Origin of the sequence: Rhodococcus opacus, assembly GCF_012396235.1 — a bacterium.
GTDB lineage: Bacteria > Actinomycetota > Actinomycetes > Mycobacteriales > Mycobacteriaceae > Rhodococcus_F > Rhodococcus_F opacus.
The window spans coordinates 17,949-37,762 of the sequence record NZ_JAAXPA010000016.1 but is presented as its reverse complement, the minus strand read 5'-3'; the positions used below and the strand labels follow the sequence as shown (position 1 = coordinate 37,762).

Annotated in this window: 16 protein-coding genes; 8 read left to right on the top strand and 8 right to left on the bottom strand. The window is 68.8% G+C overall.

Annotated features, from left to right (window positions below; translation table 11 throughout):
- Nucleotides 1–5: 5 nt before the first annotated feature.
- The 6 genes from HGB39_RS21350 to clpS all read right to left on the bottom strand — a co-directional run bounded on the left by HGB39_RS21350 (nucleotide 6) and on the right by clpS (nucleotide 3,892).
- Complete coding sequence (locus HGB39_RS21350) at nucleotides 6–968, bottom strand: PLP-dependent cysteine synthase family protein (RefSeq protein ID WP_005570843.1); 963 nt, start codon at nucleotides 966–968, stop codon at nucleotides 6–8.
- Between the two features lie 8 nt (nucleotides 969–976).
- Nucleotides 977–1,249 (bottom strand): MoaD family protein, encoded by a 273-nt coding sequence (locus HGB39_RS21345; protein WP_005262004.1) that lies wholly within the window; start codon nucleotides 1,247–1,249, stop codon nucleotides 977–979.
- A gap of 63 nt (nucleotides 1,250–1,312) precedes the next feature.
- Nucleotides 1,313–1,789: a M67 family metallopeptidase gene (locus HGB39_RS21340; RefSeq protein ID WP_005570841.1), complete on the bottom strand. Its 477-nt coding sequence runs from the start codon at nucleotides 1,787–1,789 to the stop codon at nucleotides 1,313–1,315.
- 73 nt (nucleotides 1,790–1,862) lie between these two features.
- A complete protein-coding gene (locus tag HGB39_RS21335) occupies nucleotides 1,863–2,933 on the bottom strand; it encodes a P1 family peptidase (RefSeq protein WP_005570839.1) in 1,071 nt (356 codons plus the stop codon).
- Nucleotides 2,930–3,517, bottom strand: coding sequence for an oxidative stress transcriptional regulator AosR (gene aosR / locus HGB39_RS21330; RefSeq protein ID WP_005248321.1), 588 nt, complete (start codon nucleotides 3,515–3,517; stop codon nucleotides 2,930–2,932). Before aosR ends, HGB39_RS21335 begins: the two co-directional genes overlap by 4 nt.
- Nucleotides 3,518–3,553: 36 nt before the next feature.
- Complete coding sequence (clpS, locus tag HGB39_RS21325; RefSeq protein ID WP_039950843.1) at nucleotides 3,554–3,892, bottom strand: ATP-dependent Clp protease adapter ClpS; 339 nt, start codon at nucleotides 3,890–3,892, stop codon at nucleotides 3,554–3,556.
- Between clpS and HGB39_RS21320 the strand changes: the two genes are divergently transcribed.
- From HGB39_RS21320 to HGB39_RS21300, 5 genes are read left to right on the top strand one after another with little or no spacing between them, the layout of a single operon-like run.
- Nucleotides 3,891–5,270 (top strand): nicotinate phosphoribosyltransferase, encoded by a 1,380-nt coding sequence (locus HGB39_RS21320; RefSeq protein ID WP_005570834.1) that lies wholly within the window; start codon nucleotides 3,891–3,893, stop codon nucleotides 5,268–5,270. The genes clpS and HGB39_RS21320 overlap by 2 nt on opposite strands.
- Nucleotides 5,267–5,899 (top strand): isochorismatase family protein, encoded by a 633-nt coding sequence (locus HGB39_RS21315; RefSeq protein ID WP_005570832.1) that lies wholly within the window; start codon nucleotides 5,267–5,269, stop codon nucleotides 5,897–5,899. Before HGB39_RS21320 ends, HGB39_RS21315 begins: the two co-directional genes overlap by 4 nt.
- A gap of 9 nt (nucleotides 5,900–5,908) precedes the next feature.
- On the top strand, nucleotides 5,909–7,957 hold the full coding sequence (locus HGB39_RS21310; RefSeq protein WP_005262018.1) for an ATP-dependent DNA helicase: 2,049 nt from the start codon (nucleotides 5,909–5,911) through the stop codon (nucleotides 7,955–7,957).
- Between the two features lie 55 nt (nucleotides 7,958–8,012).
- Nucleotides 8,013–8,933 carry an ABC transporter ATP-binding protein gene (locus HGB39_RS21305; protein WP_005570830.1) on the top strand — a complete coding sequence of 307 codons (921 nt, stop codon included), beginning with the start codon at nucleotides 8,013–8,015 and terminating at the stop codon, nucleotides 8,931–8,933.
- Nucleotides 8,930–10,522, top strand: a complete 1,593-nt coding sequence (locus HGB39_RS21300) for an ABC transporter permease (RefSeq protein WP_248949719.1) — start codon at nucleotides 8,930–8,932, stop codon at nucleotides 10,520–10,522. Before HGB39_RS21305 ends, HGB39_RS21300 begins: the two co-directional genes overlap by 4 nt.
- Nucleotides 10,523–10,539: 17 nt before the next feature.
- On the opposite strand, the gene glgP is transcribed toward HGB39_RS21300, so the two are convergent.
- Nucleotides 10,540–13,137, bottom strand: a complete 2,598-nt coding sequence (gene glgP / locus HGB39_RS21295) for an alpha-glucan family phosphorylase (RefSeq protein ID WP_005567789.1) — start codon at nucleotides 13,135–13,137, stop codon at nucleotides 10,540–10,542.
- A gap of 160 nt (nucleotides 13,138–13,297) precedes the next feature.
- Between glgP and HGB39_RS21290 the strand changes: the two genes are divergently transcribed.
- From HGB39_RS21290 to HGB39_RS21280, 3 genes are read left to right on the top strand one after another with little or no spacing between them, the layout of a single operon-like run.
- Nucleotides 13,298–15,316 (top strand): alpha-1,4-glucan--maltose-1-phosphate maltosyltransferase, encoded by a 2,019-nt coding sequence (locus HGB39_RS21290; protein ID WP_005567788.1) that lies wholly within the window; start codon nucleotides 13,298–13,300, stop codon nucleotides 15,314–15,316.
- Nucleotides 15,316–17,514, top strand: coding sequence for a 1,4-alpha-glucan branching protein GlgB (gene glgB, locus HGB39_RS21285; RefSeq protein ID WP_005567786.1), 2,199 nt, complete (start codon nucleotides 15,316–15,318; stop codon nucleotides 17,512–17,514). The genes HGB39_RS21290 and glgB overlap by 1 nt, the downstream gene beginning before the upstream one ends.
- A 46-nt stretch (nucleotides 17,515–17,560) precedes the next feature.
- Complete coding sequence (locus HGB39_RS21280; protein ID WP_005567784.1) at nucleotides 17,561–18,982, top strand: neutral zinc metallopeptidase; 1,422 nt, start codon at nucleotides 17,561–17,563, stop codon at nucleotides 18,980–18,982.
- A gap of 32 nt (nucleotides 18,983–19,014) precedes the next feature.
- Here HGB39_RS21280 and HGB39_RS21275 read toward each other — a convergent pair whose 3' ends face one another.
- Nucleotides 19,015–19,800 carry an IclR family transcriptional regulator gene (locus tag HGB39_RS21275; RefSeq protein WP_005567782.1) on the bottom strand — a complete coding sequence of 262 codons (786 nt, stop codon included), beginning with the start codon at nucleotides 19,798–19,800 and terminating at the stop codon, nucleotides 19,015–19,017.
- Nucleotides 19,801–19,814: the final 14 nt, after the last annotated feature.

Here is a 19,814-nt window from a genome sequence, read left to right as displayed (position 1 = left end):
TGTCGTCATGCCCACAACTGCCCTTCCAGTGCTTCTTCTGCTTCCTCGACCGTACCGCCGTATGCGCCGGTCGACAGATATTTCCATCCGCCGTCGGCGACGATGAACGCGATGTTCGCCGCGCGTTCGGCCTTGACGGCCTTGCGCGCCACCCCCAGCGCGGCGTGGAGGATCGCGCCGGTCGAGATGCCCGCGAAGATGCCTTCGTTGTCGATCAGTTGCCGGGTGCGGCGGACGGCGTCGGCGGGGCCGACGGAGAACCGTGAGGTGAGGACGGATTCGTCGTACAACTCGGGGACGAAGCCCTCGTCGATGTTGCGGAGGCCGTAGACGAGTTCGCCGTAGCGGGGCTCGGCCGCCACGATCTCGATGCCGTCGACGTGTTCGCGGAGGTAGCGTCCCACACCCATCAGGGTGCCGGTGGTGCCGAGGCCCGCGACGAAGTGGGTGATCTCGGGAAGGTCGCGCAGGATCTCGGGGCCGGTGGTCTCGTAGTGCGCCAGCGCATTCGCGGGATTGCCGTACTGGTACAGCATCACCCAGTCGGGGTGCTCCGCGGACAGCTCCTTGGCCACGGCCACAGCCTGATTCGAGCCACCGCGCGCGGGTGAGTCGATGATCTGTGCACCGAACATCGTGAGCAGTTGCCTGCGTTCCACGGACGTGTTCTCGGGCATCACGCAGATCAGGTGGTAGCCCTTGAGTTTCGCGGCCATCGCGAGCGAGATCCCGGTGTTCCCGCTGGTCGGTTCGAGGATCGTGGCGCCGGGTGTGAGGGTGCCGTCGTTCTCGGCCTGCTCGATCATGCGGAGGGCGGGCCGGTCCTTCACCGAACCGGTGGGGTTGCGGTCTTCGAGCTTCGCCCACAGCCGGACCGGCGCAGCGCCGTTCCAGCTGGGAGACAGGCGGGGCAGCCCGACGAGGGGTGTGTCGCCGAGGGTGTCGATCAGCGAACCGAACCGCGCCACGGCCGCGATCAGCCTCCGGCGACGGCGGGCAGGATCGTCACGGAGTCCCCGTCGGTCACCTCGGTGTCGAGTCCGCCGGAGAATCGGACGTCCTCGTCGTTGACGTACACGTTGACGAAGCGGTGCAGACGACCGTCGTTGATCAGGCGGTCCTTGATGCCGCCGTAGTTGCCGTCGAGATCGTCGATGACGTCGGAGAGTGTGGGACCTGTTGCCTCCACCCGCTTTTCACCGCCGGTGTGGGTTCGCAGGATGGTGGGGATCGAAACTGTGACAGCCATGGTCGGCTCCTCGGGATGTGGGTGTCTTTGCATGCCGCGGGCCCGTCGCGAGGGACGGCACCGTCACTTGTCGGGGATGTCTGCCACGGACGTGTGGGCGAACTTGTAGCTCTGGACCACGTCGACGGGTTCCTCGGTGACGACACCGTCGACGATGCGGTAGCTGCGCAGTTCGTGGGCGTCGGGGTCGCGGGTGGAGATCAGCACGTAGTGGGCGTCCGGTTCGGATGCGAAGGAGATGTCGGTCCGGCTGGGGTGCGCCTCGGTGGCGGTGTGCGAGTGGTAGATCACGACGGGCACCTCGTCGGCGTCGTCCATTGCCCGCCACACCTTCAGTTGCTCACCCGAGTCGAAGCGGTAGAACGTCGGCGAACGCTCGGCGTTGATCATCGGGATGTGCCGTTCGGGGCGGTCGGAGCCTTCCGGCCCGGCGATGACCCCGCACGCCTCGTCGGGGTGGTCGGCGCGCGCATGCGCCACCATCGCCTCGACGAAGTCCGATCGAATCACCAGCACGTCATCCACCTCCGTGAGCGCCATCCTAGGTGCGCACCGGCGAGTCGGCCACCGACCGGCCGGTACCTCAGGAACGGGTACCTCAGGTACGCGAACCTCAGGAACGCAGTGCAGAGGGGAACAGTTCGCGGTAGGTGGGAATTCCCGCGACGGGGGTGGCGCTGAGGACGGCGTCGACGATGGCCTTCTCCACCACTTCGGCGGCCGCGGTGCAGACGGCGTCGACGACGGGCAGATCGGGCGGGAACGCGTCGGGCACTCCCGGCGGGTGGTGAACCGGGTGGATGCCGGTGGAGAGCGCGAAGATCGTGTCGCCGTCGAGCGGCGAATGCGCCGGCCGGATCGCGCGGGCCAACCCGTCGTGGCCGGCGACGGCGACGCGGCGTAACGCCGCCTTCCCCAGGACGGCGTCGGTCGCGACGACCCCGATGGTCGTGTTGAGGACCGTGCTCTTGGCGATCAGTTCGCGCGCCGCCGACACCTCGGCGGCGACGGGGGGCCTGAGCCCGAAAGCGGCTGCACCCACGGTGGCGACACCCCACGGCAGTCCGGTCGCCGGGTCGAACACGGTTCCGACGGGGTTGGCCACCATCAGCGCGGACACCGTGATGCCCTTCGCGGGACCGTCCGTGACGACGACGCTCGCCGTTCCGAGCCCCCCTTTGAGCGCGCCCGCACGCGCCCCGACTCCGGCGCCCACCGAACCGGAGAGCACGGCGTGCGACGCGGACTCTGCTGCCCGGTAACCGAATTCGGCGGTAGGACGCGTGTGCCAGTCACCGACCGGCAGATCGAAGATCACGGCGGCGGGAACGATCGGAACCACCTGATCGGGCTCCCCCATGGCGATTCCGTGACCGTGCTCCTCGAGCCACCGCATGACGCCGTCCGCGGCGGCGAGTCCGTAGGCGCTGCCGCCGGTCAGGACGATCGCGTGCACCTTCCGGACGCTGTGGCTGGGGTCGAGAAGGTCGGTTTCCCGGGTGCCCGGTCCCCCGCCACGGACGTCGACCGCTCCGGTCGCGCCGTGCGGCGCGAGGACCACGGTGCACCCGGTGGCGGCACCGCTTCCGAGCGTGGCGTCCGCGTCGAGTTCGTGGTGGTGCCCGACGCTCAGGCCCACCACATCGACGAGCGAATCGGTGCGGCCCGGCGTCGTGGCCGTCACGGCGCGAGTGCCTGAACGAGCGAGTCCTGCATCCAGGTCAGCCAGTGGTAGATGTCGAGGTGCGGTGCGCGGGGATCGGCGGGATCGAGTTCGTCGGGTGTGTCGGCGTCGATGCCCAGGTTGGTGCCCAGCGCCAGCCGGACGTCGTTGAGACCGCTGAGCCAGGCGTCGGCCTGCTCCGGCGTGAGCAGCACCTTGCCGCCGTTCTCGGGCACCGTGTGGAGAATGACCGAGCCCGCCGCCAGTTTGGCGTCGATGATCTCCGGTTCGTGGAGTCCGCGCAGCGCACCGTTGATGTCGGCCTTCGATTCGGCGCGGATCTCGTCGTCGTCCGGCGCGTCCATGTCGGGACGGTGGAAGTCGGGCAGCAGCCGCGCGAGGACCTCCTCGTCGGGTGCCGCCGTGTTGCCGGTCCGCATCCCGGTGAGCGCCGCGAGTTCGTCCTCCGGGGCGGACGCGGCCCGCTCCTCGAGGAGACCGAGGACGGAGGCGACCAGCGATCGCAGCACCGTGGCCTCGTGCGCGTCCATCTCCGAACGCAGCTTCACACCGCCGAGCGAGTTCTTCCTGCTCCACATCCGCACGTCGTGTACCGAGTTCCTTACTGTCCGAACGGAAAGTTAGCTGCCGTCACGCTGCATCGTGGCCCACAGGCCGGCCGCGTGCAGCTTGCGTACATCGTTTTCGACCTTGTCCCGGGAACCGCTCGACACCACGGCCTTTCCCTCGGAATGGACCTGCATCATCAATTCCGTGGCCTTGGCTTTGCTGTACCCGAAGAGTTTCTGGAAAATGTAGGTGACGTAGTGCATCAAATTCACCGGATCGTCCCACACGACGGTGACCCAGGGACGATCATTGGCTTCATCGATCTCGGCGACCTCCGACTCTGCAGGGGTGACCTGCGGCGATGCCGGCATGGCATCCACGAATGGAGCTGTCGTCGAGCAATGAGCCATGACACCAGGGTACGACGCTCCTCCACTGGGCGACACCGCGGCTTACAGTGGCCGGGTGTCCAGAGAGAGCACCGCCTTGTTCACCGACCAGTACGAGTTGACGATGTTGTCGGCGGCCCTCGCCGACGGTTCCGCCCACCGACGCTGCAGCTTCGAGGTGTTCGCCCGCCGGCTCCCCGACGGCCGCCGGTACGGAGTGGTCGGCGGCACCGCCCGTCTGGTTGCCGCGCTGTCGAACTTCCGTTTCGGCGAGCAGGAACTCGAGATCGTGTCCCGCTTCCTCGACGAGGCGACCGTCGCATGGCTGCGTGACTATCGCTTCAGCGGGGACATCGACGGCTACCGGGAGGGCGACTTCTATTTTCCCGGCTCCCCGATCCTCTCCGTCCGCGGAACGTTCGCCGAATGCGTCCTCCTCGAGACGCTGAGCCTGTCGATCCTCAACCACGACAGCGCGATCGCGTCCGCCGCCGCCCGCATGGTCAGCGCTGCCGACGGACGCCCCATGATCGAGATGGGTTCGCGGCGCACCCACGAGGAATCCGCGGTGGCGGCTTCCCGCGCCGCCTACCTGGCGGGCTTCACGGCCACGTCGAATCTGGAGGCGGTCCGCAGGCATGGAGTACCCGGTGCGGGTACCAGCGCGCACGCGTTCACCCTGTTGCACACCACCCCGGACGGGCCGGACGAGGCGGCGGCGTTCCGCGCGCAGGTCGCGGCACTCGGAGCCGGGACCACGCTCCTCGTCGACACCTACGACATCACCGCAGGCGTCAAGACCGCCGTCGAGGTGGCGGGCCCCGGCCTCGGGGGTGTCCGGATCGACTCCGGCGATCTGGGTGTGCTGGCCCGGCAGGTCCGCAGGCAACTCGACGACCTCGGTGCGACCGGGACGAAGATCATCGTCTCCGGCGACCTGGACGAATACGCCATCGCCGCATTGCGGGCCGAACCGGTGGACGTCTACGGCGTCGGCACGTCCGTCGTCGTCGGCTCCGGCGCGCCGACCGCCGGAATGGTCTACAAACTCGTCGAGGTGGACGGCATCCCCGTCGAGAAGAGGAGTAGCAACAAGGCGTCGCGGGGCGGCACCAAGCGGGCGCTGCGATTCGCCCGTGACACCGGAACCCTGGTGGAGGAGGTCGTGTACTCGGCCCACTCGGACGCACCCGGCTCGGCCGGCCTCGAGACGCGGGAACTGCTGGTCCCGCTGGTGCGGGGCGGTGAGACCGTCTGCGACACGACTACCCTGGAAGACAGCAGATCCCTCCTGGCGGCGGGCCTCGTCAGCCTGCCCTGGGAGGGCCTGAAGCTCTCCCACGGCGAGCCCGCGATCCCGGTGCGCTTCGCCGAACCCGAACCCAGGAGGGCACCATGACCGACATCGAGAACACCGACCTCCGGCGGGCGCTGCTCGTGGTCGACGTCCAGAACGACTTCTGCGAGGGCGGCTCCCTCGCCGTCGACGGCGGTTCCGCGGTCGCCGCCGCGATCAGCCGCTTCCTGGCGGCGACCGAGTACGACGCCGTCGCGGCCACGATCGACCACCACATCGACCCGGGCCACCACTTCTCCGACGACCCGGACTACGTCGACACTTGGCCGGTGCACTGCAAATCGGGAACGTCCGGCGCGGACTTCCACCCCGACCTCGACCTGAGCGGCATCGAATCGGTGTTCTCCAAGGGCGAGTTCTCGGCGGCCTACTCGGGCTTCGAGGGCAAGAACTCCGACGGCCAGAGCCTGGAGAAATGGCTGCGTGCGGCCGGAGTCACCGAGGTCGACGTCGTGGGGATCGCCACTGATCACTGCGTGGTCGCGACGGCTCTCGACGCCGTGGCCGCCGGGTTCCCGACGCGCGTCCGCCTCCCCCTCACCGCAGGCGTCGCCCCCGCGACCGTCGAGGCCGCGATCACCGCGATGCGGGCCGCCGGGGTGCGCCTCGTGGGCCGCGACGCAGACACCCCCTCGGACCGCGTGACGATTTCTGACGTAGGTCCCGAGTAACCTGCTCGGGTGCCTGAAAACCTCCCCAACGTCCCCGAGCTGTTGCGCACGGCGGTGCGGTCGCTGGGCGGTGCCGAGCGGTCCAACCAGCTGACCATGGCTTCCGCCGTCGCGCATTCGATCGACACCGGGGAGCATCTGGCCGTCCAGGCCGGGACGGGCACCGGCAAGTCCCTCGCCTATCTGGTGCCGAGCGTCCGGCACGCGGTGCAGAGCGGGAAGACGGTCATCGTCTCGACGGCCACCATCGCACTGCAGCGTCAGCTGATCGACCGCGACATGCCGCGGCTCGCGGACGCGCTCGAGGGATCACTCGGACGGCGACCGCACTTCGCGATCCTCAAGGGCCGCAACAACTATCTGTGCATGAACAAGATCCACACCGGGTCCGCCGAGGAGCCTCCCACGGACGAGCTGTTCGACCCGTTCGCGGTGTCGCGGCTCGGACGGGAGGTCCAGCGCCTCACCGAGTGGTCCTCGGACACCGAGACCGGCGACCGCGACGACCTGGCCCCCGGAGTCAGCGACAAGGCGTGGCGCCAGGTCAGCGTCACCGCCCGGGAATGCCTCGGCAAGTCCCGCTGTCCGGTCGGCGAGGACTGCTTCGCGGAGCGGGCCCGCGCGGAGGCCTCGCAGGTCGACGTCGTGGTCACCAACCACGCCCTGCTCGCCATCGACGCCATCACCGGGATCGCGATCCTCCCCGAACACGACGTCGTGGTCATCGACGAGGCGCACGAACTGGTCGACCGCGTCACCAACGTCGCCACCGCGGAGTTGGCGGCGTCGACGATCAGTGCCGCGGCGCGGCGCTGCGCGAAGCTCGTCGAGGAGCAGGACGCAGACCGTCTCGAGGCCGCGGGCGAGGGCTGGGCGGCACTGCTCGAGGAGTTGCGGCCGGAACGGTGGGAGGCGTTGCCGCCCGGCGCAGCCCCCGCCCTCGCCGCTGTTCGCGACGCCGCCTGGTCGCTGCGCACGGCCATCGGCCCGTCCCGCCCCGGTATGGCATTGAGCGACCCGGAGGCCGCGGCGGCACGCAACACCGCACTCGCGTCGGTCGAGGAGGTGCACGACAGCGCCGTCCGCGTTCTGAGCGCCTTCGACGAGCCGGATCCGGCCAAGCGTCACGACGTGGTGTGGCTGGCCGCCGACGACAACCGCGGGTCGATCCGCCGGGTTGTGCGGATGGCGCCGCTGTCGGTCGGCGGGCTGCTGCGTTCCCGGCTGTTCGCCGAATCGACCGTGGTCCTGACGTCCGCCACGCTGACCGTGGGCGGGTCGTTCGACGGTCTGGCCGTCAACTGGGGACTTCCGGCCGAATCGTCCGTCGTGATCGATCCGGCGATGGCCACCGGCTCCGAGGCGCCGTCCGATTCGGGCACTCTCAAATGGAATGCCCTCGATGTCGGGTCGCCGTTCGACCATGCCCGTGCCGGCATCATCTACATCGCGAAGCAGCTTCCGCCGCCGGGGCGGGACGGCCTGTCCCCCACGTATCTCGACGAGATCGCCGAGCTCGTCGAGGCGGCGGGTGGGCGCACGCTGGGATTGTTCTCGTCGATGCGGGCCGCGAAGGCCGCGTCCGAGGCGATGCGCGACCGGCTCGACACCCCGATCCTGTGCCAGGGCGACGACTCGACGGGCGCTCTCGTCCGGGCGTTCGCCGGAGACGAGCCGACGTCGCTGTTCGGCACGCTATCGCTGTGGCAGGGTGTCGACGTGCCGGGCCCGTCCCTCAGCCTCGTGATCCTCGACCGCATCCCTTTCCCCCGCCCCGACGACCCGTTGCTGGTCGCCCGGCAGAAGGCCGTCGAGTCGCGCGGCGGAAACGGGTTCCTTTCCGTCGCAGCCAATCACGCGGCGCTGCTGCTCGCCCAGGGTGTGGGACGTCTGCTGCGCAGCGTCGACGACAAGGGTGTGGTGGCCGTCCTCGATCCGCGGCTCGCCACCGCCCGCTACGCCGGGTATCTGCGGGCCTCGCTGCCACCGTTCTGGGAGACGTCCGATCCGGAAGTCGTGCGGAAGGCGCTGGGGCGGATCCGCGATTCGCGCCCCTGAACCGCTGTCGCGCACTGAGTCGGACAGCGGATCGGTGCGCACCTATGCTCGACCGATGGACCTTGCGATCTCAGTCCGCGGACTCACCAAGAAGTTCGGCGAAGTCCTCGCCCTCGACGGCCTCGATCTGGAGGTGAAGTCGGGTGAGGTGCACGGATTCCTCGGCCCCAACGGCTCGGGCAAGTCCACGACGATCCGGGTCCTCCTCGGTCTGCTGCGCGCCGACGGCGGTTCAGCGTCCGTTCTCGGTTCCGATCCGTGGCGTGATTCCGTTCCCGTGCATCGGCGACTCGCCTACGTTCCGGGTGACGTGAACCTGTGGCCCAACCTGTCCGGTGGCGAGGCGATCGACCTCCTCGGGCGGCTGCGCGGCGGGCTGGATCCGGTCCGTCGCGCGTCGCTGATCGAGCGGTTCGAACTTGACCCCACCCGCAAGGGCCGCACCTATTCGAAAGGCAACCGACAGAAGGTCGCCCTCGTGGCGGCGCTCGCCGCCGACACCGAACTCCTCATCCTCGACGAGCCGACGTCGGGCCTGGACCCGTTGATGGAGGCGGTGTTTCAGGAGTGCATCACCGAATTCGCCCGTAGCGGACGCACAGTGCTGTTGTCCAGCCACATCCTCGCCGAGGTCGACGCGCTGTGTCACGCCGTCACCATCATTCGCGCGGGCAGGACCGTGCAGGCGGGAACGCTGTCCGAACTGCGCCATTTCACCCGTACCACGGTGACGGCGACCACCCGGATCAGGCCCACTCCTATCGCGAACGTCCCCGGTGTGCACAACCTGCAGAAGGGTGAGGATGCGAACACGGTGACGTTCGACGTCGATTCCGATCAGATCGATCCGGTCATGACCACGTTGACGGGGCTGGGCATCGTCTCGATCACCGCCAACCCGCCCACACTCGAGGACCTGTTCCTCCGTGAGTACCGCGACGAGGTCGAGGCACTCGGGATCGGACGGCCGCAGTGAGTCGACTGAGCGGAACGGGGGTGCTCGCCGAATTGGCGGTGCGCACCGACCGGGTCCGGATTCCGGTGTGGACGGTCGCGGTGGCGGGCCTCACCGTCCTGATCGCGTCGAGCTATTCCACCATCTACCCGACCGCCGAATCCCGGCAGGCCCGTGCCGAACTCATCTCGTCCCCGGCCGCCACGGCACTCGCCGGGCCGGGGTACGGCCTGGACGACTACACGCTCGGTGCGATGGTCGCCAACGAGATCGCCGGCATGACGATGGTGGCCGTGGCGATCATGTCGGTGCTGCTGGTGACGCGGCATCTGCGGACGGAGGAGGAGACCGGGCGCACGGAACTGGTACGCGCCGGCGTCGTCGGGCGGTATGCGGGAATCACGGCGGGGTTGATCTCCGCGGCGCTCGCCAATGTGTTCGTCGCGCTTCTGCTCGTCATCGGGCTGCTCGCCGTGGGTCTGCCTCCGGTGGGTTCGCTGAACATGTCCGCGGGTGTGCTGGTGGTGGGTCTGGTATTCACCTCGCTGTCGGCGCTGGCGTCCCAGTTCACCGAGCACGCCCGCACTGCAAGCGGTGTCGGGATCTCTGCGATCACCGTCGCGTATCTGCTGCGTGCGGTGGGCGACGTGCAGCAGGGACACAGCGGGAGCCTGCTGACGTGGGTGTCGCCGATCGGCTGGACGCAGGCCACTCGCGCCTACGTCGACGAACGGTGGTGGCCGTTGCTGATCGGCATCGTCGCGGCGGGGCTGACCGTCGGGTGCGCGTATGCCGCCATCGGTCGACGGGACGTCGGGGCGGGGCTCCTCGCGCCGCGGGGCGGGCGCGCCGAGGCGTCCCCCCGCCTGACCGGTGTCACCGCGCTGGCGGCGCGTCAGCAGCGCGGCCAGATCCTCGCCTGGGGTGTCGGCGTGTTCGCGCTGTCGCTGCCGATCGGTTCACTCGGCAGGCAGATCAGCGACTTCATCGACCAGGATCCCGATCTCGCACAGCTGCTGCCGGGTGGCGCCGCGGCGGCCGCGGACGGTGCATTCGCCCTGTATCTGGTGTTCCTGGTGGTGATGGCGGCGATGTACGCCGTCGGTGCCGTCATATCCGTCCGCTCGGAGGAATCGTCCGGTCGCGCCGAGGAGGCACTGGCCACCCCGGTGTCCCGCACGTCGTGGCTCGGTGGCCAGCTGGCCGTGATCGCCGGTGCGGCCGTCGCGATCACGGTGGCGGCAGGGGTCGGCATGGGGATCACCGCGGCGTTCACGCTGTCCGATGCGGGCGCGCTCGGCCGGTTGATCGGCGCGGCCCTGAACACCGTGCCGGCAGTGCTGGTGATCGTCGGTGCGTGCGCAGCCGTCTATGGCCTGATTCCCCGCGCGCTGCCGGCGTTGTGGGCATTCCTGGGCTACGTCCTCGTCGCCGGAATGTTCGGGGAAGTGCTCCCGGACCGGTTCGGGGTACTCTCCCCCTTCCACTACACGCCGGCCCTGCCTGCGGAGAGTTTCTCGGCGACTCCCCTCGCGGTTCTGCTGCTTCTCGCGGCGGCCCTGTTCCTCGCCGCCGTCACCGGATTCCAGCGCCGGGACGTCGGCCGGTGACGGCTCGGTAGCGCCGGTCAGGGGTTCGGCACCGTCACCAGACCCAGCTCCGACGGGTCGACGAGCAACCGGTGGTGCGGAAGGACCCGCACCGTGTATCCGACCGACCCCGACAACGGCAGGGCCAGGTCGGCGACGAACAACTCCCCCGACTCGTCCGATGCGGAGTGGGTCATCGGGACCGTGACGATGTCGGTGAGCTCCTCGTCCGGTCCGGCCTTTCCGATCACGGCCTGCACGGTGACGTCCGAGACGGACAGTTCGCCGAGGCGGATGCGGGCGCGGAGCACCAGATTGGCGCCGATCTCGGGGGTGTCGGGCAGCCCCGCGCCGTCGACCTGCAGGACCGCCACCGACGGCCAGGCGGCCTCGACGCGGCGACGGAACGCGGCGAGTTCGCGGGCGCCGGCGAAGTTCTCCGCCGCCACCGTCCGGGCCGATTCGGCGGCGGGCGCGTAGTACTGGACGGCGTAGTCGCGCACCATCCGCGATGCAAGCACCTTGGGCCCGAGATTCTGCAGGGTGTGACGGACCATCTCCACCCAGCGCACCGGCAGGCCGTCCGCGCGGTCGTAGAACCTCGGCAGGACGGCGCGCTCGAGCAGTTCGTACAGTGCGCTGGCCTCGAGGTCGTCACGCCGTGCCTCGTCGACGACGCCGTCGGCGGTGGGGATGGCCCAGCCGTTCTCGCCGTCGAACATCTCGTCCCACCAGCCGTCCCGGATCGACAGGTTCAGTCCGCCGTTGAGAGCGGACTTCATACCCGACGTGCCACACGCCTCCAGCGGGCGCAGCGGGTTGTTGAGCCACACGTCGCAACCCCAGTAGAGGTACCGCGCCATCGACATGTCGTAGTCGGGAAGGAAGGTGATGCGGTGCCGGACGTCGGCGGCGTCGGCGAACCGCACGACCTGCTGGATGAGGGCCTTCCCGCCGTCGTCCGCGGGGTGACTCTTCCCGGCCACAACCAGCTGCACGGGCCGCTTCTCGTCGAGGAGGAGGGCGCGGAGCCGCTGGGGGTCGCGCAGCATCAGCGTCAGTCGCTTGTAGGTGGGCACCCGCCGGGCGAAGCCGACGGTGAGCACGTTCGGGTCGAACACCTCGTCCGTCCAGCCGAGTTCGGCGGACGTCGCACCGCGTTCGATCCAGGACGCGCGGACCCGGCGGCGCACTTCCTCCACCAGTTTTCCGCGCAGCACGTTGCGGGTCGACCACAGTTCCTCGGCGGACAGGTCCTGCAGCCGCTCCCAGCCGCGGGCCTCCTCCACCAGTTCGGGGCCCAGGATGCGGGTGGCGAGATCGATCCATTCGGGTGCAGCCCAGGTGGGCGCGTGGACACCGTTGGTCACCGAGCCGATCGGCACCTCCTCGGCGTCGAATCCCTGCCACAGCGGCTGGAACATCTCGCGGCTGACGATGCCGTGCAGCTTGGACACACCGTTGGCCCGTTGCCCGAGCCGCAGGCCCATGTGGGCCATGTTGAACACGGACGGATCCGATTCGCGGCCGAGTCCGAGGATCCGGTCGATCGTCAGCCCCGGCAGCAGCGAGGATTCGTTCGCAGCGTTGTCGCCGCCGAAGTAGTGCCGCACGAGGTCGGCCGGGAACCTGTCGATTCCCGCAGGAACCGGGGTGTGGGTGGTGAACACCGTGCCGGCCCGGACCGTGGCCAGCGCCTCGTCGAAGTCGAGTCCGCCGGTGGTGACCAGTTCACGGATCCGCTCGATGCCGAGGAAACCTGCATGTCCCTCGTTCATGTGGAAGACGGCGGGATCGGGCAGGCCGTAGGCGTGGGTGTAGGCGCGCACGGCACGGACACCGCCGATGCCGGCGAGGATCTCCTGTTTGATGCGGTGGTCCTGGTCGCCGCCGTACAGACGGTCGGTGACGCCCCGCATCTCGGCGTCGTTCTCCGCGATGTCGGAGTCGAGCAGCAGCAGCGGGACGCGCCCCACCTGGGCGATCCACACGCGGGCGCGCAGAACCCGGCCACCCGGGATCGCGACGTGGACAAGGACGGGCGCCCCGTCCGACGACTGCGGCCCGGACTCGGTGAGCAGGCGCAGCGGCAGGCCCTGCGGGTCGTGCGGCGGGTAGTGCTCGGCCTGCCAGCCGTCCGCGGTCAGTGACTGCCGGAAGTAACCCGAGCGGTACAACAGGCCGACACCGATCAGCGGCAGGCCCAGATCGGACGCCGCCTTCAGGTGGTCGCCTGCGAGAATTCCCAGACCGCCGGAGTAATTGGGCAGCACTTCGCTGACCCCGAACTCCATTGAGAAATACGCGATCCCACCGTCCAGCGACACGCCCTTGGCCTGCTGGTTCTGATACCAGCGGGGGCGGGACAGGTAGTCGTCGAGGTCGGCGGCCGCGGCGTCGAGCCGGGCCAGGAACGCGACGTCCTCGGCCAGTTCGTCCAGGCGGGCCGGATCGACCTCACCGAGCATCCGGACCGGGTCGAACTGCACCTGCCGCCACAGTTCCTCGTCCAGCAATCCGAACAGTTCCTGCGTGGCCGGATGCCACGACCAGCGAAGATTGGTGGACAGCGGACCGAGGGCAGCGAGCCGCTCCGGAAGGTGGGCTCGGACAGTGAACCGACGCAAGGCTTTCACCTCGCGAACGATAACGCACCGCGGGCGTCGTTGCGCCGTGTCGGGGCGGGTAGACGTCAGATCTCCAATACGGACAGGAACCGGTCGACTCCATTACGGTTGAACGGGCGGCCCAGCCCACGAGCCGCCGGCAACTTCCGGCTATGGAACGGAGCCCAGTGTGACAGGTCGACTCGGTATCGACGACGTGGAACCGAACATCGGGTGCGGTCGCTATCCCGCCAAGGCCGTTGTGGGTGAGGTGTTTCCCGTCCGGGCAACCGTGTGGCGTGAAGGTCATGACGCCGTAGCCGCCACGCTTGCGGTGCGGGGACCGCGCAGTGCCGCGTCGGGCGGCTCGGCGACCTTCCGCATTCCGATGACCGGCGGTCCGGTGCCCGACACCGTCGACGGTTCCTTCACCCCGACCGGCGAGGGCATCTGGACGTTCCGGATCGAGGCCTGGAGCGATCCGCTCACCACGTGGAAGCACGCGGTCGAGGCCAAGCTGGCAGTGGGACAGGGGCCGGCCGAACTGGCCAACGACCTCGAGATCGGTGCGCGGTTGTTCGAGCGAGCCGCGAAGGGCGTCCCCCGCGCGGACCGCTCGCGGCTGGCCGGGGTCGCGGCGTCGCTGCGTTCCGACCGTCACCTGTCCGAACGTGTGGCCCCGGCGTTCGGCTCGGATGTCACGGAACTGCTGCGCGCACATCCGCTGCGCGATCTCGTCACGAAGAGCGAACCGCACACCGTGCTCGTCGATCGCACGCGCGCCCTGTTCGGGTCCTGGTACGAGTTCTTCCCGCGATCCACCGGCGGCTGGGACGAGAACGGCAAGCCGCGGCACGGTACGTTCGCGACGTCCGTGGCTGCGCTTCCCCGCATCGCGTCGATGGGATTCGACGTGGTGTACCTCCCACCCATCCACCCGGTCGGCAAGGTCAACCGGAAGGGCCCCAACAACACGCTGACACCCGGCCCCGACGACGTCGGTTCGCCGTGGGCCATCGGCTCGGACGAGGGCGGCCACGACGCGATTCATCCCCAGCTCGGGACGATGCGCGATTTCAAGGCGTTCATCGCTGCCGCCCGGAAGCTGCACATGGAGGTGGCGATCGACCTGGCCCTGCAGGCCGCACCGGACCATCCGTGGGCGAAGAAGCACCCCGAATGGTTCACCGTGCTCCCCGACGGCACCATCGCCTACGCCGAGAACCCGCCGAAGAAGTACCAGGACATCTACCCGGTCAACTTCGACGACGACCGCGACGGGATCTACGCGGAGGTCCTGCGGGTCGTCCGGCACTGGGTTGCGGCGGGCGTCAAGATCTTCCGGGTCGACAACCCGCACACCAAGCCGCCGGACTTCTGGGAGTGGCTGATCGCCGAGGTCAAGAAATCGGATCCGGACGTCCTGTTCCTGTCCGAGGCGTTCACCCGTCCCGCGCGGTTGTACGGTCTCGCCCGCCGCGGTTTCACGCAGTCCTATACGTATTTCACGTGGCGGACCGCGAAGTGGGAGCTGACGGAGTTCGGCAAGGAGATCGCCGCCAAGGCCGACGAGGCGCGCCCCAACCTGTTCGTCAACACCCCGGACATCCTGCACGAGAGCCTGCAGACCGGCGGCCCGGGAATGTTCGCCCTGCGCGCCGCGCTGGCGGCCACCCTGTCCCCCACGTGGGGGGTGTACTCGGGATACGAACTGTACGAACATGTTCCGCTGCGAGTGGGCAGTGAAGAGTACCTCGACTCCGAGAAGTATCAGCTGCGTCCCCGAGATTTCGAGGGTGCTGCCGCGCGCGGCGAGTCCCTCGAACCGTGGATCACCGCGCTCAACCGGATCCGCAGGCAGCATCCGGCGCTGCAGCAGTTGCGCAACATCCATTTCCACCACGTCGACAACGACGCCCTGATCGCCTATTCCAAGTTCGACGCCACCACCGGCGACGCCGTGCTGACGGTGATCAACCTCAACCCGTACGGCGCCGAGCAGGGCAACGTGTGGCTGGACATGCCCGCGCTGGGTCGCGACTGGCACGACCACCTGACCGTGCTAGACGAGGTCACCGGGGAGCAGTATCACTGGGGGCAGGCCAACTTCGTGCGCCTGGAACCCTGGCGCGCGGTGGCCCATATCCTGGCATTACCGTCGATCCCCTATCCGGCCAGAACGAAGCTGGCCTACCGCGGAGGTACATAGTGACCGTCGAACCGCCTGTCGCCATCGCACCCGACGCCGCCGACCTCGACCTGCTGTCCCGGGGCGAGCACCACAACCCGCACTCGATCCTGGGCGCGCACCCGCACCCCGACGGCACGGTGATCCGCGCACTGCGCCCCCACGCCGAGGCTGTCGACGCCGTCATCGGGGGGACGAGTTTCTCGCTGGAACACCTGGCGCACGGTGTGTGGGGCGCACTCGTCCCGTACCGGGATCTGATGGACTACCGGCTGTCCACGACGTGGCCGGGTGGTCACAACGACGTCTCCGCCGACGGGTACCGGTTCCTGCCCACGCTCGGCGAACTCGACCTGCACCTGTTCGGGGAGGGCAGGCACGAGCGGCTGTGGGAGATCCTCGGCGCGCACCGCCGCCGCTACGACACCCCCGACGGCACCGTCACCGGCACCTCGTTCGCCGTGTGGGCTCCCAATGCCCGCGGGGTGAGTGTGATCGGCGATTTCGACGGATGGAGTGGGCGGAACTTCCCGATGCGGGTGCTCGGCTCCACCGGGGTGTGGGAGTTGTTCGTTCCCGGTATCGAGGCCGGCGACCTGTACAAGTTCCGGGTCCACGGACCGGACGGCACCGTGCGCGACAAGGCCGACCCCATGGCCTTCGCCACCGAGGTCCCTCCGGCTACCGCGTCCCGGGTGTCGGTGAGCTCGTACGAATGGAACGACGCCGACTGGCTGGCGCAGCGCGCGGCCACCGAGCCGGCGCAATCCCCGATGAGCGTGTACGAGGTTCACCTCGCTTCGTGGCGGCCCGGGCTGAACTACCGCGAGATGGCCGAACAACTCGCGGCCCACATCACGGAGACGGGATTCACGCACGTCGAGCTGCTGCCGGTCGCCGAGCACCCGTTCGGCGGTTCGTGGGGGTACCAGGTCACGTCGTACTACGCGCCCACCTCACGGTTCGGCTCCCCCGACGACTTCCGGTGGTTCGTCGACCACTTGCACGCCGCCGGCATCGGGGTCATCGTCGACTGGGTACCGGCCCACTTCCCCAAGGACGAGTGGGCGCTGGCACGTTTCGACGGCACACCGCTCTACGAGCACAGCGATCCTCAGCGCGGCGAGCAACTCGACTGGGGAACGTACGTGTTCGATTTCGGGCGGCGCGAGGTCCGCAACTTCCTCGTCGCGAACGCGCTGTACTGGCTCGACGAGTTCCACGTGGACGGTCTGCGCGTCGACGCGGTCGCGTCGATGCTCTACCTCGACTATTCGCGGCCGGAGGGCGGTTGGACGCCGAACATCCACGGCGGCAGGGAGAACCTCGAGGCTGTCGCCTTCCTGCAGGAGACCAACGCCACGGTCCACAAGCAGCACCGCGGGGTCGTCACCATCGCGGAGGAGTCGACGGCGTGGCCGGGTGTCACCCGCGCGACCAATGTCGGCGGTCTCGGTTTCAACATGAAATGGAACATGGGGTGGATGCACGACACCCTCGGATTCATGGCACACGATCCCGTCCACCGCAGCTATCACCATCACGAGATCACGTTCTCCCTGATGTACGCGTGGAGCGAGAACTATCTGCTGCCCATCAGCCACGACGAGGTGGTGCACGGCAAGGGCACGCTGTGGACGCGGATGCCCGGCGACGACTACGCGAAGGCCGCCGGTGTACGGGCCCTGCTGGCGTACATGTGGTCGCACCCCGGCAAGCAACTGCTGTTCATGGGTCAGGAATTCGGACAGACCGCGGAGTGGTCCGAGGAGCGCGGACTCGACTGGTACCAGCTCGACGACCCGTACACCGGCGGCTTCCACCGCGGTCTGCTCCGGCTCGTCCACGACCTCAACGCCACCTATCGGGAGCACCCGGCGTTGTGGACTCTCGACACGTCACCGGGCGGGTTCTCCTGGATCGACGCCAACGACACCGCGAACAACGTCCTGAGCTTCCTGCGCTACGGCACCGATGGGTCGATCCTGGCCTGCCTGTTCAATTTCTCGGGTTCGCCGCACGCGAATTATCGTGTGGGCTTGCCAGAACGGGGCGAATGGCGTGAAATTCTCAACACCGACGCCGAGATCTACGCGGGATCGGGTTGGGGAAATCTCGGTGCGGTGACGGCAACGTCGCAGCCGTGGCACGGCCGTCCCGCCTCTGCAGAGGTGGCACTGCCCGCGAACGGCGCGATCTGGATGAGTCTGGAGCGTTGATGAAGGCACGGCCTTGCTGACCCGACGTCGGCAGTGGGCTGCGAGCGTGGGCGTTCTGGCCGTGGCTGCGGTCGTCCTGTCCGGGTGCACGCGGTCGGTGGACGGCGAGGCCGCGTCCATCTACGACGATCCGTTCAAGGTGGCTGGGCTGGATGCCACGTCGGGTCCGAGCGGTGCCCGCAAGGGCGTGGCCGACGCCGACGTGCCCGTCACCGGCACCGACGGCGGTGAGATCGACACGATGGCCGCCAACGCGGTGAGCGACATCGAGGATTACTGGCGCACCGAGTTCCCGGCGCTGTTCCAGCGCAAGTTCGAGCCGGTCGAGGAACTGATCTCCTGGGATCCGCGCGAGTCCGACGGCCCACGGTTCTGCGGGGACAGCACCGAGGAACTCCTCAACGCCGGCTACTGCAGCACCGACCACACGATCGGCTGGGACCGGGCGCTGCTGCTGCCCGAGGTCGTGGAGAAGTTCGGCGTCGTCGCCGCCGTCTTCGTTCTGGCACACGAGTACGGGCACGCCGTGCAGACGAAGGCGGGAATCGCCGACGAGAACGTGGGCGGTGGCATCGTGCGGGAACAGCAGGCCGACTGCTTCGCGGGGGCGTTCATGCGGTACATCGCGGAAGACAAGGCGACCCATTTCACGCTGAACACGTCGGACGGGCTGAACAAGGTACTGGCGTCGGCGGTGGCGATCGGTGACAGCGACCCGAACGATCCCGACAACGTGCACGGCTCGGCGTTCGAACGCGTCACCGCCACCCAGATCGGATTCACGGACGGTCCGGCGTCCTGCACGCGCATCGACGAGAAGGAGATCGACTCGCGCCGCGCGGATCTGCCTCAGCGGTTCGCCGACGAGAGCGACGACGGCGAACTCCCCGTCACCGAGGAGGCGCTCGAGGCGTTCTTCACGTCCTTCCAGCAGATCTTCGATCTCAGCGATCCCCCGACGCTGCAACTCGACGGCGCCGACCTCGACTGCGCGGACGCCGACGCGACCGAACCGGTGTCGTACTGCCCGGCCACCAACACGATCGGGGTCAGTGTCGACGCCCTCGCCGAACGCGGCACACCGGGCCGCCCGGGCAGGCGGGAACTCTTCCAGACCAAACTCACCGGCGACTACAACGCATACGTCCTGCTCGCCTCGCGGTACACCCTGGCGTTGCAGCGGGACCGGGGCAACGATCTGCACTCACCCCAGACCGCGCTGCGAGCCGCCTGCCTGTCCGGCGTCATCACCAGCGCGTTGAGCCCGGACAGTCCCGCCACCCTGGAGGCGGGCAGCGTGTGGCTGTCCCCCGGCGATCTCGACGAGGCCGTGTCGGGGCTGCTCACCGACGGACTCGCCGCCAGTGACGTCAACGGGGAGACCGTTCCGAGCGGATTCTCCCGGGTCGACGCGTTCCGCACCGGAGTGCTCGGCGGCGAGCAGGCCTGCGAGGGCCGGTACCGCTGACCGTCCCACCAGCGGATCACCCGATCGCCGTCTCAGATCTCCCGGTAGCCGAGCGCCGCGGAGATCCGCCCCGCGGCCCGGCACACGACCGGCACGAGTCCGCGCATGCGCTCGTCCGGCATGTACGGGCTCGTGGCCGACACGCTGATCGCACCGACGATCGCGCACGACGCGTCCCGCACCGGTGCCGCCACACAGCGGATTCCGGGTTCGTTGTCCTCGAGGTCCATCGCCGCGCCCCTCCGCGCGTAGTCCTCCATCCGCGCGCGGAAGTCCGCCACTCCGCGGGGACTCGGTGGCCGCTGCGCGTGTGCGGCATCGCTCTCGTACAGCGCATCCCAGCGGTCGGCCGAGTCCAGCAGCAGCGCCTTTCCGACACCGGCGCGGGTCAGCGGCATGCGGTGACCGATGCGGGAGCGCATCTCGGCACCCCGAGACCCCGGCAATTTGTCGAGATACAGCACCGATCCGCCGTCCTCGACCGCCAGGTGCACGGTGTCGTGGACGTGCGCCGACAGCTCTTCGAGAATCGGGCGCGCGACGACCGGCAGTGGGTTGCCGTGGAGGGCCTTGAAACCCAGTTCGATCAACGTCGGGCCGAGTGTGTAGCCGCGGCTTCCGCTCCGGAGATATCCCTCGTGGACCAGCAACTGCACGAGCCGGTGGGTGGTGCTGCGTCCCAGCCCGGTGCTCTCGACGACCGCGCGGAGATCCTGCGCGCCGTCGGAGACGGCGCGGATGACGGCCAGCCCCCTCGCGAGCGTCTGAGTGCCGGGGGGAATGTCGTACGTCGGATTCGCCACACCCCACTGTCCCATATATAGGGACCGTG